Origin of the sequence: Mycobacterium sp. URHD0025 (assembly GCF_000426065.1) — a bacterium.
GTDB lineage: Bacteria > Actinomycetota > Actinomycetes > Mycobacteriales > Mycobacteriaceae > Mycobacterium.
Genome location: NZ_AUEQ01000008.1, coordinates 304,885 through 317,956 on the forward strand (window position 1 = coordinate 304,885; position 13,072 = coordinate 317,956).

12 protein-coding genes are annotated in these 13,072 nt (G+C 67.9%); 7 read left to right on the plus strand and 5 right to left on the minus strand.

The window, feature by feature from the left end; genetic code table 11:
- Positions 1-4 precede the first annotated feature (4 nt).
- Positions 5-1,633 carry an L-glutamate gamma-semialdehyde dehydrogenase gene (gene pruA, locus H977_RS0111755; RefSeq protein WP_029108049.1) on the plus strand — a complete coding sequence of 543 codons (1,629 nt, stop codon included), beginning with the start codon at positions 5-7 and terminating at the stop codon, positions 1,631-1,633.
- 31 nt (positions 1,634-1,664) lie between these two features.
- Positions 1,665-2,618: a proline dehydrogenase family protein gene (locus H977_RS0111760; protein WP_036475825.1), complete on the plus strand. Its 954-nt coding sequence runs from the start codon at positions 1,665-1,667 to the stop codon at positions 2,616-2,618.
- Between the two features lie 86 nt (positions 2,619-2,704).
- Here the strand turns inward: H977_RS0111760 and H977_RS0111765 are convergent, their stop codons facing one another.
- Positions 2,705-3,259 (minus strand): NUDIX domain-containing protein, encoded by a 555-nt coding sequence (locus H977_RS0111765; protein ID WP_029108051.1) that lies wholly within the window; start codon positions 3,257-3,259, stop codon positions 2,705-2,707.
- Between the two features lie 8 nt (positions 3,260-3,267).
- Positions 3,268-3,750 (minus strand): DUF309 domain-containing protein, encoded by a 483-nt coding sequence (locus H977_RS0111770; protein WP_036475730.1) that lies wholly within the window; start codon positions 3,748-3,750, stop codon positions 3,268-3,270.
- A gap of 78 nt (positions 3,751-3,828) precedes the next feature.
- Between H977_RS0111770 and H977_RS0111775 the strand changes: the two genes are divergently transcribed.
- On the plus strand, positions 3,829-5,235 hold the full coding sequence (locus H977_RS0111775) for an acyl-CoA synthetase (RefSeq protein WP_029108052.1): 1,407 nt from the start codon (positions 3,829-3,831) through the stop codon (positions 5,233-5,235).
- Entirely contained in the window at positions 5,226-5,573 is a 348-nt protein-coding gene (locus H977_RS0111780; protein ID WP_029108053.1) for a VOC family protein, read from the plus strand. The genes H977_RS0111775 and H977_RS0111780 overlap by 10 nt, the downstream gene beginning before the upstream one ends.
- A 436-nt stretch (positions 5,574-6,009) precedes the next feature.
- On the opposite strand, the gene dapD is transcribed toward H977_RS0111780, so the two are convergent.
- Positions 6,010-6,954: a 2,3,4,5-tetrahydropyridine-2,6-dicarboxylate N-succinyltransferase gene (dapD, locus tag H977_RS0111785; protein WP_029108054.1), complete on the minus strand. Its 945-nt coding sequence runs from the start codon at positions 6,952-6,954 to the stop codon at positions 6,010-6,012.
- A 34-nt stretch (positions 6,955-6,988) separates the two neighbouring features.
- Here dapD and dapE point away from each other — a divergent pair, with 34 nt between their 5' ends.
- The 3 genes from dapE to H977_RS0111800 all read left to right on the plus strand — a co-directional run bounded on the left by dapE (position 6,989) and on the right by H977_RS0111800 (position 10,210).
- Positions 6,989-8,053 (plus strand): succinyl-diaminopimelate desuccinylase, encoded by a 1,065-nt coding sequence (dapE, locus tag H977_RS0111790; RefSeq protein ID WP_029108055.1) that lies wholly within the window; start codon positions 6,989-6,991, stop codon positions 8,051-8,053.
- The gene (locus H977_RS0111795) at positions 8,050-8,415 is read left to right on the plus strand and encodes an RNA-binding S4 domain-containing protein (RefSeq protein ID WP_029108056.1); all 366 of its coding nucleotides are present in this window, start codon (positions 8,050-8,052) and stop codon (positions 8,413-8,415) included. The genes dapE and H977_RS0111795 overlap by 4 nt, the downstream gene beginning before the upstream one ends.
- A gap of 172 nt (positions 8,416-8,587) precedes the next feature.
- Entirely contained in the window at positions 8,588-10,210 is a 1,623-nt protein-coding gene (locus H977_RS0111800) for an ABC-F family ATP-binding cassette domain-containing protein (protein WP_029108057.1), read from the plus strand.
- Here the strand turns inward: H977_RS0111800 and H977_RS32970 are convergent.
- Both H977_RS32970 and H977_RS0111810 read right to left on the minus strand, forming a co-directional pair.
- Positions 10,191-10,940: a type VII secretion target gene (locus H977_RS32970; protein WP_051288801.1), complete on the minus strand. Its 750-nt coding sequence runs from the start codon at positions 10,938-10,940 to the stop codon at positions 10,191-10,193. The genes H977_RS0111800 and H977_RS32970 overlap by 20 nt on opposite strands.
- Before the next feature lie 44 nt (positions 10,941-10,984).
- A complete protein-coding gene (locus tag H977_RS0111810; RefSeq protein ID WP_029108058.1) occupies positions 10,985-13,072 on the minus strand; it encodes an ATP-binding protein in 2,088 nt (695 codons plus the stop codon).

Sequence of the window (13,072 nt, forward strand, 5' to 3'; positions counted from 1 at the left end):
ACTCATGGATGCCATCACCGACGTGCCTTCGCCGGCCAACGAGCCGGTCCACGACTACGCGCCAGGCTCGGGGGAACGAGCCCGCCTCAGCACCGTGCTCGACGAACTGGCCGGCGCCCCGATCGACCTGCCGCACGTCATCGGCGGCAGACACACGATGGGCAGCGGCGCGCGTATCGACGTGGTGCAGCCCCATCGCCACAGCGCTCGGCTGGGCACGCTGACCAACGCCGAACACGCCGAGGCCGCCGCAGCCGTCGACGCCGCATCGGCCGCCAAGCATGACTGGGCGGCCATGCCATTCGACGAACGCGCGGCGGTGTTCCTCCGTGCGGCCGACCTGCTGTCCGGCCCGTGGCGGGAGAAGATCGCCGCGGCCACCATGCTCGGCCAGTCGAAGACCGCCTATCAGGCCGAGATCGACGCGCCCTGCGAGCTGATCGACTTCTGGCGGTTCAACGTGGAGTTCGCCCGCCAGATCCTGGCCCAGCAGCCCGTCAGCAGCCCCGGTGTGTGGAACCGCACCGACCACCGGCCGCTCGAAGGTTTCGTCTACGCGATCACCCCGTTCAATTTCACCGCGATCGCCGGCAATCTGCCCACCGCGCCCGCGCTGATGGGCAACACGGTGGTGTGGAAACCCTCACCCACCCAGACCTTCGCGGCATACCTGACCATGCAGCTGCTGGAGGCCGCCGGCCTGCCACCCGGAGTGATCAACCTGGTGACCGGTGACGGAATCGCGGTTTCCGACGTGGCGCTGGCCGACCCGCGACTGGCCGGTATCCATTTCACCGGATCCACAGCCACGTTCCAGCACCTGTGGCGCGAGGTCGGAGCGAACATCGAGCGCTACCACACCTATCCGCGCCTGGTCGGAGAAACCGGTGGCAAGGACTTCATCGTCGCCCACGCCTCGGCCCGCCCGGACGTCCTGCGTACGGCCATGATCCGCGGTGCCTTCGACTATCAGGGGCAGAAATGCTCAGCGGCGTCCCGGGCCTTCATCCCGCGTTCGGTATGGCACCGGATGGGCGACGACTTCCTCTCGGCCACATCGGATCTCAAGTACGGCGATGTCACCGACCTGACCAACTACGGCGGTGCCGTCATCGACCAACGCTCCTTCGCCAAGAACGTCGCGGCGATCGAGCGAGCCAAGAGCGCCGCGGGCCTCACCATCGCGGCCGGCGGCGAATATGACGACAGTGAAGGCTATTTCGTCCGGCCGACGGTCCTCCTGTCCGACGATCCGACCGACGAGGCCTTCTCCACCGAGTACTTCGGACCGATCCTGGCCGTGCACGTCTACCCGGACGATGAATACGAACGAATCCTCGACGTGGTCGACACCGGGGCGAGATACGCCTTGACCGGCGCGGTGATCGCCGACGATCGTGCAGCGGTCCTCACCGCCGCCGACCGGCTGCGGCATGCGGCAGGGAACTTCTACATCAATGACAAGCCGACCGGCGCGGTGGTCGGCCAGCAGCCGTTCGGCGGATCACGCGCCTCGGGCACCAACGACAAGGCCGGTTCGGCGCTGAACCTGTTGCGCTGGACCTCGGCCCGCTCCATCAAGGAGACATTCGTGCCGCCCACCGATCACACCTACCCACACATGGGGGTCTGAGATGGTGCGCACGCGAGCAGCGATTGAGTCGATGTTCCAGCGGGTTGCCCGACCGACGATCCTGGCCGCGTCGCACTCATCGCGGCTACGTCACACAGCTGAGCGCCTGCCGGTCACGCGCAAGGTGGTGGACCGGTTCGTGGCGGGGGAGACGGTGCCCGATGCGCTCGACACCGTTGGTGCGCTGAGAGATTCGGGCCGCTTCGTCTCCGTCGACTACCTCGGCGAGGACACCACGAGCAACGAGGACGCCGAACGCACCGTGCAGGCCTACCTGACCCTGCTCGACGGGCTGGCGCACCGCGGCGATGTCGATGCGGAAGTGCGACCGCTGGAAGTGTCGCTCAAGCTGTCGGCCCTCGGCCAGGCGCTGCCGCGCGACGGTGAGAAGATCGCCTACGAGAACGCCCACACCATCTGCGCCAAGGCCCGCGAAGTGGGGGCCTGGGTGACCGTGGACGCCGAGGACCACACCACCACCGACTCGACCCTGGCGATCGTGCGTGATCTCCGCACCGAATTCGACTGGCTGGGAACGGTTTTGCAGGCATACCTGCACCGGACGGAAAGCGACTGCCGCGAGTTCGCCGCATCGGGCGCCCGGATCAGGCTGTGCAAGGGCGCCTACGACGAACCCGCTTCGGTGGCCTACCGCGACGCCGACGAGGTCACCGACTCCTACCTGCGGTGCCTGCGCGTGCTGATGGCCGGATCGGGCTATCCGATGGTGGCCTCACACGATCCGGTGATCATCGACGCGGTTCCGGGACTGGCCGACGAATTCGCCCGCGGCGTAGACGGATTCGAGTACCAGATGCTCTACAACATTCGCGATGCCGAACAGCGCCGGCTGGCCGAGGCGGGCAACCACGTGCGGGTATACGTACCGTTCGGCAACGAGTGGTACGGCTACTTCGTGCGACGCCTGGCCGAGCGTCCGGCCAACCTGATGTTCTTCCTGCGGGCCCTGGCCGAGCGGCGCTGAAGCAAGATCAGTGAGCACTCAGGCCGGTGACTATCACCTCTGGTTGGCGCATGCGGTCGACGCGAGAACCTCGACGAAAGTTGATGTCAACGGCGAATTCCGCTCTCGTGCAACAGTAGATATGTCAATGCCGCCAGAGTCTGGGCGTCGGTGATGTCGCCGTCGCCGATCATGCGGTTCAGCTCCTCGCGAGAGAACCACGCACTGTGCATGTCCTGTTCCTCGTGCTCGCGTTCGTGCTCACCCTCGGTCAAGCCGGTCGCCAAGAACACCCAGCCGCGCTGGCTGCTCATACCGGCAGCCACGTCGAGCTGACCGAGCCGTTGCATGCTCTCGGCGCGCAGCCCCGTCTCCTCGCGAAGTTCCCGGTGAGCCAACGCAGTCGGGTCGAGATGCTCCTGTTCGAGTGCGGTGCCCTGGGGGAACTCCCACCGCCGCATCCCAAGCGGGTAGCGGAACTGTTCGACGAGGTGGAACCGGTCATGGTCCGGATCGAATGGGATCACCAGGGCATACGTCGGTTTGTCCACCACGGCGTAGACCCCGGTGCTGCCGTCGGGCCGGACGACCTCGTCCTCGCGCAGCGTCAGCCAGTTGTTCCGGTACACCTGGCGCGTGGCTATCTGCCGGATCGTGCCCATGCTCCTCCTTATCGATCCCTGCGCAGACGAATGTGTAACCGCTCTGCTCCGACGTCGCCCTTTTCGGTCTCATCGGCGAGCGCGTCGGCATACTCGACCAGTGCGGCCACGTCGATGTCATAGGGTGCCGGTCGGTCGACGAGGGAAAGCCGCGCCGATGCGCGCCTCAACAGGGCCGCGGCGCCAATTCGGTTGCCGCGCTGCACATGGGTGATGCCCACGGCCAACTGCGCCAATCCTTGCCACAGCGCACGTTCGTGCTCGGGGCCGTTCTTCCACGCCGCCTCGAGCACTTCATGCGCGTGAAACGCCTGACCCTGGTCGAGCAGTTCCTGCGCGTAGGCGAGAGTTTCGGCCGGGGTGAGCTCCAAGTCATCGGGAATGCGAGCGACGCCGTCACTGCCGTAGGGCAAAGGCCGGCCGAGTGCGTCACGAGGGCGGGTGCTGCGTGGCCGACCGGCGTCGTCGCGGTCGCGCCCGGCTGTACCCATGGGCTCCAGCCTCGCGTCAACTTCGCATCCTGTCGAGTGCGTGGGTTCGCCGGGCGCCGCGCCGGTAGCCTCACAAGCGTGTTGCTGGCCTCCCTGAACCCCGCGGCCGTCGCCGCCGGTGCTGACCTGCCCGACGCCGTTTCCATCGATGGTGCGGTGCTGAGCCGCAGTGATCTCGTCGGTGCCGCCACATCGGTGGCCGAGCGGGTCGCGGTGGCGCGACGGGTCGCCGTCCTGGCGACACCGACCCCGACGACCGTCCTCGCCATCATCGGATGTCTGATCGCGGGCGTGCCGGTGGTCCCGATACCCGCCGACGTCGGAGCGGCAGAGCGTCGGCACATCCTCACCGACTCCGGTGCCCAGGCCTGGCTGGGGGAGCTGCCCGACGAGACCGAAGGGTTGTCGCACATCCCGGTGCGGGTGCACGCCCGATCTTGGCACCGCTATCCCGAGCCACCGCCGCATGCGACCGCGATCATCATGTACACCTCGGGGACCACGGGAGCGCCCAAGGGCGTGCCGATCAGCCGAAAGGCCATCGCCGACGATATCGACGCGCTGGCCGAGGCATGGCAGTGGACCGCGGCCGACACCCTGGTGCACGGGCTCCCGTTGTTCCACGTGCACGGTCTGGTGCTGGGCCTGCTCGGCTCGCTGCGGATCGGAAACCGCTTCGTGCACACCGGGAAACCGACGCCTGCCGCGTACGCGCAAGCGCAGGGCACGCTCTACTTCGGAGTGCCGACGGTGTGGTCTCGGGTGGTCAAGGATCTCGACTCGGCGCTGGCGCTGTCCACGGCGCGGCTGCTGGTCTCAGGCAGTGCGCCGCTGCCGGAGCCGGTCTTCGACGAGTTGGTCCGGCTGACCGGACATGCCCCCGTGGAGCGCTACGGCAGCACGGAGTCGCTGATCACGTTGAGCACACGAGCTGACGGCGAGCGCAGGCCCGGTTGGGTCGGGCTGCCGGTGGCTGGGGTACAGACCCGGCTCGTCGACGACGACGGCGCAGCGGTGCCCCACGACGGTGCGACCATCGGCAGGCTGCAGATCAAGGGCCCGATGGTGTTCGACGGTTACCTCAACCGGCCCGACGCCACGGCCGACGCCTTCGACCCCGACGGCTGGTACCGCACCGGCGATGTCGCCGTCATCGATCCCGACGGGATGCACCGCATCGTCGGGCGCGAATCGGTGGACCTGATCAAGTCCGGCGGATACCGCATCGGTGCGGGTGAGATCGAGACCGTGCTGCTGGGCCACGACGGTGTCGAAGAGGTGGCTGTGGTCGGGGTTCCCGACGACGATCTCGGCCAACGCATCGTCGCCTTCGTCGTCGGCGATGCCGCCCCCGAGGCGCTGATCGAGTTTGTCGCCCAACAGCTTTCGGCGCACAAACGGCCCCGGGAAGTGCGGCTGGTGGACAGCCTGCCCCGCAATGCGATGGGCAAGGTGATGAAAAAGGAACTCGCGCAATGGGGCTGAGGTTCTCCGAGATCTGCATCGACGCCCACGACCCCGAAGCGTTGGGTGCGTGGTGGTCGAAGGCGCTCGGCTGGCCTGCACACACCGATTCCGAGGGCGACGTCCTGTTGACCCCGCCACCGGGCGCCGGCCCCACGTGGTTGTTCACGGCCGTGCCCGAGGACAAGGTGGTCAAGAACCGGGTGCACCCGGACTTCACCCCCGACGATCAGCGGGCCGAGGTGGACCGGCTGGTCGGTTTGGGCGCTCGCCATGTCGACGTCGGCCAGGGCGACGAAACATGGGTGGTGCTGGCCGACCCCGAGGGCAATGAGTTCTGCGTGCTTGCTGCCGAGTAGTAGGGGCTGGCGGGCGCCGGCGCGCTAACAAAAGGCGTAGCTTGGGCGATAGAGGGGTCAGAAAGTGCACGTCAACCTGCCGATGTTTGGAGGCCACACGTGAATATCAAGAAAATCGCAGGAACGGCAATCGTCGCTGGTGCGCTGGGTGCCGGATCTCTCGGACTCGGTGCGGCGGCAGCGCAGGCTGATCCTGGCTGGGGCCCGAACATTCCCTGGGTTCCTGGACCTGGCTGGGTTGACTGGAACCCGGTCCCCAACGTCCCGCCAGGGCAGATCAAGAAATGGTGCCCGGGGAACTCCCCGCCGGGCCATTGGGTCGGCGGTCCGCACGGGATTCCTTGCGCCTGAGCCGCGCTGAGCGTCGAACGTTGGCTCGTGTGTCAGATTTTCGCGAGTTTTGACACACAAGCCAACATTCGGCTGCGTGGAAGAGCTAGTTGGCGTGCAACGCGTCGTTGAGCGTGATGCCGGTGCCGTCACGCTTGACGACCTCGACCGCACCCGACAGTGAGTTGCGGCGGAACAGCAGGTTGTTCGCGCCGGACAGCTCGATCGCCTTGGTGGTCTGGCCGTCAGCAGTGCTGACCTTGGTGCCGCCGGTGACATAGAGTCCGGCCTCGATCACGCAGTCATCGCCGAGTGAGATGCCCAGGCCGGAGTTGGCGCCCAGCAGGCAGCGCTTGCCGACCGAGATCACCTCTTTGCCGCCGCCGGACAGGGTGCCCATGATCGACGCGCCGCCACCGACGTCCGATCCGTCGTCCACCACGACACCGGCCGAGATCCGGCCCTCCACCATCGAGGTGCCCAGCGTGCCGGCGTTGAAGTTCACGAACCCCTCGTGCATGACCGTCGTGCCCGCGGCCAGGTGTGCACCGAGGCGGACGCGGTCGGCATCGGCGATCCGCACGCCCGACGGCAACACGTAGTCGACCATCCGCGGGAACTTGTCGACGCCGTAGACGGTGACCGCGCCGCGCCGCCGCAGCCGCGCGCGCACCGTTTCGAATCCGTCGACCGCGCATGGCCCGAAGCTCGTCCACACCACATTGGTCAGCAGGCCGAAGATGCCGTCGAGGTTGGCCTCGTGCGGCTTGGTCAGCCGGTGCGAGAGCAGATGCAGCCGCAGCCAGACGTCATGCGTGTCGGCAGGCTTGTCCTCGATCGAGGCGATCGTGGTGCGCACCGCAACCACCTCGACACCGCGGTCGGCATCGGGGCCAGTCAGGTCCGCGAACTCGGCGGGTACGTCGTCACCCGTCAGCTTCACCGTGCCGGCCTCGCCGGACGCGCTCAGCTCAGGGGCGGGAAACCAGGTGTCCAGGACGGTCCCGTCGGCGGTGATGGTGGCCAGGCCGACGCCAGATGCTGCAGTCACGTTGGCCTAGGTTACTGGACTAGCCTCGGAGGCTATGGGGCTAGACCTGACTGCCGATCCGATCGCGCTGACCGCTGCCCTGGTGGACATCCCCAGCGAGTCGCGCCACGAGCAGCTCATCGCCGACGAGATCGAAGCTGCGCTGCGCGCGCAGGCCCCGCACTTCGAGGTCATCCGCAACGGTGACGCGGTGCTGGCCCGCACTCACCTGGGTCGTGCTTCTCGGGTCATGCTGGCCGGACACATCGACACCGTCCCTGCCGCCGACAACGTGCCGAGCCACGTCGCTAACGGCGAACTGTGGGGCTGCGGCACCTCGGACATGAAGTCCGGTGACGCGGTGTTCCTGCACCTGGCCGCGACCATCGCCGAGCCGAGCCACGACATCACCCTGGTGATGTACGACTGTGAGGAGATCGAGTCCAGCGCCAACGGGCTGGGCCGCATCGAGCGTGAGTTGCCCGACTGGCTGCAGGCCGACGTCGCGATCCTCGGTGAACCGTCCGGTGGCTTCATCGAGGCGGGCTGCCAGGGCACCATCCGCGTTGTCGTCGGCGCCACCGGCACCCGGGCCCATTCGGCGCGGTCCTGGCTGGGCGACAACGCCATTCACAAACTGGGCGCGGTTCTGGGCCGCCTCACCGACTATCAGCCCCGCAATGTCGACATCGACGGCTGCGTATACCGGGAAGGGCTGTCGGCGGTACGCATCGACGGGGGGATCGCGGGCAACGTCATCCCCGACGCCGCATCGGTGACCGTCAACTTCCGGTTCGCCCCCGACCGAAGCATCGAACAAGCGCTCGCCCACGTACACGAGGTGCTCGACGGGCTCGACGTCGACATCGAATTGACCGACGCCGCCGCGGGCGCCCTTCCGGGCCTGGCCAAACCGGCGGCGGCCGCACTGGTCGCCGCGGCCGGCGGACAGGTCCGTGCCAAATACGGGTGGACGGATGTGGCCCGGTTCGCCGCGCTCGGGATCCCGGCCGTCAACTACGGGCCGGGCGATCCCAATCTCGCCCACAAGGTCGATGAGCGGGTCGAGATGTCCCAGATCACCTCTGTCACCGACATGCTGAGGCGATACCTGGCATGAGTAGCGTCCGCGTCGACAGCTGGATCTGGGCCGTGCGAATCACCAAGACCCGCTCGGCTGCGGCAGCGGCTTGCCGCGGCGGCCATGTCCGGGTCAACAATGTCCCCGCGAAGGCCGCGCAACACGTCAGCCCCGGTGACGAGGTCCGCGTTCGGCTGGACGGACGTGAACGGATCGTGGAGGTCATCCGCCCGATCGCCAAACGCGTGGGCGCCTCCGTGGCTTCGGAATGTCTGATCGACCGTAGCCCGCCGCCGCCACCGAAGGAGACGGTCGCGGTGGCGGGGGTTCGTGATCGAGGGGCCGGCCGGCCGACGAAACACGAACGGCGACAACTGGATCGGCTGCGCGGGGCGCTCTGAACCGGAAATCGGTTGCACCGGTGCGTACTATGGGTAACGCATCTGCTGTCAACCGAGGTGGGCTGAAAACATGCTGGGAGTCGACGATATCTCCGGGTGATCCCCGAGAGTCGATTCGTTCCTGTCTGGCAATGCGGTGGTTGTTGCCCCGCGTCACCCTTGGAGTACCAGCATGTCTATTGTCTGTTCCCATTTGTCGTTCTCCTGGCCCGATGACGTCGAGCTGTTCTCGGACCTCTCGTTCTCCGTCGGGCCCGGCCGCACCGGACTGGTCGCCCCCAACGGCGCCGGTAAGAGCACGCTGCTCAAACTGATCGCCGGCGAGTACCGCCCCTCGGCCGGCACGGTGACGGTCGACGGGGGAGTCGGCTACCTGCCCCAAACCCTGCCGTTCACAGCAGATCTCACCGTGGCGGCCGTGCTGGGGGTGGCGCCGGTGCTCGACGCGCTCGCGGCGCTCGCCGACGGCGATGCCAGCGACGAGGTGTTCACGACCATCGGCGACGACTGGGACATCGAGGAACGGTCGCGTGCTCAGCTGGACCGGCTCGGCCTTCATGGTCTGGCCCTGGACCGGCGGCTGGGGACACTATCCGGCGGCGAAGTGGTGTCCCTGGGGCTGGCGGCCCAACTGCTCAAGAGGCCCGCGGTTCTGCTGCTCGACGAGCCGACCAACAATCTGGACAACGGTGCTCGGCACCGCCTGTACGACGCACTGGACAGCTACACCGGATGTCTGCTGGTGGTCAGTCATGACCGGGTGCTGCTGGATCGCATGGATCAGATCGCCGAACTCTACCGGGGTGAAATCGTCTTCTACGGCGGCAATTTCACCGCTTACCAGGAAACGGTCGAGGCCGCGCAGGCAGTGGCCGAGGGCAATATCCGCAATGCCGAACAACAGCTCAAGCGGGAGAAGCGGCAGATGCAGGAGGCTCGGGAACGCGCCGCCCGCCGTTCGTCGAACGCTGCCCGCAACGTCAAGGACGCGGGGCTGCCGAAAATCGTCGCGGGCAAGCTCAAACGCGATGCGCAGGAATCAGCCGCGAGGGCCGACGATGTCCATGCCCGCCGCGTCGATGACGCGCGAACCCGGCTCGACGAAGCCGAACGATCGCTGCGTGACGACAAAGTGATTGCGGTCGATCTGCCGGACACCGTGGTGCCCGCGGGACGCACCGTATTCAGCGGAGAGGGATTGCAGATCAGTCGCGGAGGTCGGAAATTGTTTGCCGACAACGGGATCGATCTTTCCATCCGCGGTCCGGAGCGCATCGCCCTGACCGGTCCCAACGGGGCGGGCAAGTCCACACTGCTGCGGATCATCGACGGCACGCTCCAACCCGAGACCGGGACCGTGCAGCGGGCCGATGGACGTATCGCGTCCTTGTCGCAACGCTTGGATCTGCTGGACGAGGAGCGCACCGTGGCCGAGAGTCTGGCTGCCGCCGCGCCGAGCCTGTCACACACCCGGCGCATGCATCTGTTGGCGCAGTTCCTGTTTCGCGGTGACCGCATCCATCTGCCGGTGGCCGCCTTGTCCGGCGGGGAGCGGTTGCGGGCGACGCTGGCATGCGTGCTGTACGCCGAACCCGCGCCTCAGCTGCTGCTCCTGGACGAGCCGACCAACAACCTCGACCTGGTCAGTGTGGGGCAACTGGAGTCCGCCCTGAACGCCTACCGAGGGGCGTTCGTGGTGGTCAGCCACGACGAACGGTTCCTGGAGGCGATCGGCATCGACCGCTGGCTGCGGCTGGAGGGCGGTGAGGTGAGCGCTACTGCCGCCGTGGGTTGATGTGGTGGATCTGCGTGGGCGCCATGCCGATGTCGTAGCTGTCCGTTGCCGCCGCCCCGGCTGAGGCGCGGTCGTCCTTGTCTTTGTCCTTGCCCTGGCCATCGCCCTGGCCGCCGTCCCGATCCGCCGGTCCCTCCCCAGGCGCGTCGTCACGGCCCTGGTGGTCGGCCGCCAGGGCGGCAGCGTCGCCACCTCCTCCGGCCGCCTGGGTGGCGGACTCGACGATGCCCTGCACTCCCTGCATGACCTGCTGGGGTACCTGTGTCATGGCTTCGGTGAGACCTTGCAGCGGCTGCGTGATGGACTGCGCCATCTGCCCGGCCAGCTGGCTGAACTGCCCGACCATCTGTCCAGCTCCACCACTGGACGAGCTCGCCGGGCCTGCTGCGCCGCGTGCTGATGCCGGCGAACCCGCGCCCTCGATCGCTTCGGCCTGGGCTCTGAGGCGGTCACCCGCAGCGACATCGCCGCGTTGATAGGCCTGCGAGGCCTCGCCGAGGAGCTGGGCCATCCTGCCTGCGGCGACTTGCGTGGCACCCAGCGCGCCGGCCCGGGCGGACGACGCGCCGTCGAACGCGTTCTGCATCGGGAAACCGATGGCGCCGTGGCTGGACGCCAGGTCCGACGGGCCGGCGAACGAACCCTTGAAGCTGCTCACCTGTCCGCTGACCTCGTCGACCATCCCTTGCCAGCCGTTCAAGGCGCCGACGTCGGCGATGAACTGGTTCATCGAGCCCCCTGGAGATCGTGCGGTCTAAGCGGGCATTCTACGTTCTATGCGGAAGCCTGCCGGGCCGCGTCGCGGGCAGCCGCCGACATTCCGACCGCCTCATACTGAGCGGAGATGTGGCGCAACGCCGCACTGTCGCCGGCTGTCAACGCACGCGCGTGGTCCGACGTCAGCTTCCCGAACACGCAATCCAAGTCGACCCTGGCCAGCGCATCGACAGCGCGGGTATCGCCCAGCCGAACGCCGTCGTGCAAGGCTCGCAGCATCACCGCGGATTGGCCGCCGCGCTCGGCGGCCTTGGTGGCCTCACGGGCGGCGGTCACCGCACCCACCGAATCCTTGCGGGCCTGGCAGGTCCAGGCTCGGGCCAGTGCCAACTCGGGCGCGAAGAGCATCGACTTCAGCCCATGTCGGGATTCCGCACGGGACAGCGCTTTTCCGGCTTCGACCGGCATCCCGCGTTGACCGAGGGCCTGGGCCAACAACATCCAGGCCAGCGATCCCCAGGAATATCCGGTCGGCGCCAGGGCGACAGTTGCCTTGCGTAACAATGCGATCGCCTGATCGAGCTGGCCGCCGACCAGGAGCACGTCGGCCATCAGAACCTCACCGATGGAGCGGCCGGGCTGCAGCAGCTGGGTGAAATCGGTGATGCTCTTGGCCGTCTCCTGCGCCCGGTCCAGCCGGCCCGTCATCAGTAGCGCCGTGGTCTGGCCGAATCCGCTGGTGAATCGCAACAGGCCCGGATGTCCCGCCGCCAGCGCACGCTCGGCCATCGCGTCGACCTGGTCGAAGAGGCCGATCCGCGCGCAACTCAGCGCCGCCGTCGAGCCGGCCCAGCCGAGCGCGGTGTCGTCGGCCGCGGGGGAGGCCAGCACCTCCTGCGCCAGGCCCAAAGCACGTTGTGGGGTACCGGCATTCATCGCGAAAGTGGCCGCCAGCGCGTCAAGCGTGCTCTGCGCCGCCGGTGTCGACACCCGGCGGCGGGTGGCGCGCAGGAATGCCGTGGCGCGTTCGGGTTCCGACAGCATCCAGAACTGGTTGGCCGCCTGCGGCAACGCCCACGCCATCAGTTGGTCCTCGGACAGGCCTGCCGGGTCGATCTGTCCGAGGACGGCGTCGGCCTCTCGGCCGCGGCCCTGCCAGGCCAACGCGTATGCCAGCGTGAGCAATCCGGCGAATTCCGGACCGGAGCCGGGGCCGGCGGCGATCGCGGCCCGCGCCAGGCGCTCACTCAATTCCAGGTCGCCCAATCGAAGGGCCTCGGCGGCGGCGCCGGAGAGCTCTTCGGCGGGCAGGTCGGCGTCGCTGTCGAGGGCCAGTACCGCCACCCGCAGCCGGTCCACCACCCCGCGGCGTGGTGCCGCGGACAACCGCTCGACCAGCTTGCTGCGCAGGCGCCGCAGGCCCGGGCCGCCGACCGTGGCCCGCATCGTGCTGAGAAACAGTGGATGCACACAACGTGCCACTGCGTCGTCGACGCTCACCACGCCGCACCGTTGCGCCTCCTGCACGCCCTCGGCGCTGGTCATCGCGATCAGATCGGCCAGCGGCAGCGGGTCGTGCACCGCCAACTGCCGCAGGACGGTGACCGCACCGTCGGGCAGATCATCCAGAAACGTGGAGACCTGATCGGCCAGCCGGGCATCGTCGTGCCCGGGCGGTGACATTTCGACTCGACTCACCAGGCCTTCGTCCCACAACGCCGCGACGTCATCGGGTGCCTCCGCCGCGGCTGCGGTCACGATGAGTTTGGCCGCACCGCTCACCGCGAGTTGATACACCAGGGCTGCCGACAACCGGTCCAGCAGATGGGCGTCGTCGACGATCAGCAACAGATCGGACCCCAGCGCCCCGCGCGCCGCCCGTAACACGTCGGCGGTCTTGCCCGCCGAGGGAATGTCGATCAGGTGTGCCACCGCCGCGAACGGAACTGCCGCAGCCGATTCGGTGCCGGTGATCCACACGACCCGACGGAAATCGCCCGCCAGATGTTCGGCCGCAGTGCGGGCCACGGACGTCTTGCCCACCCCGTCAGGGCCGAGCAGGGCCGCGCCGCTGCGTTCCTGCAGGCCGGCCTCCAGGCCGTCGAGCACACGGTCACACGGTGCGATCACCCAGTCGACAGCCAT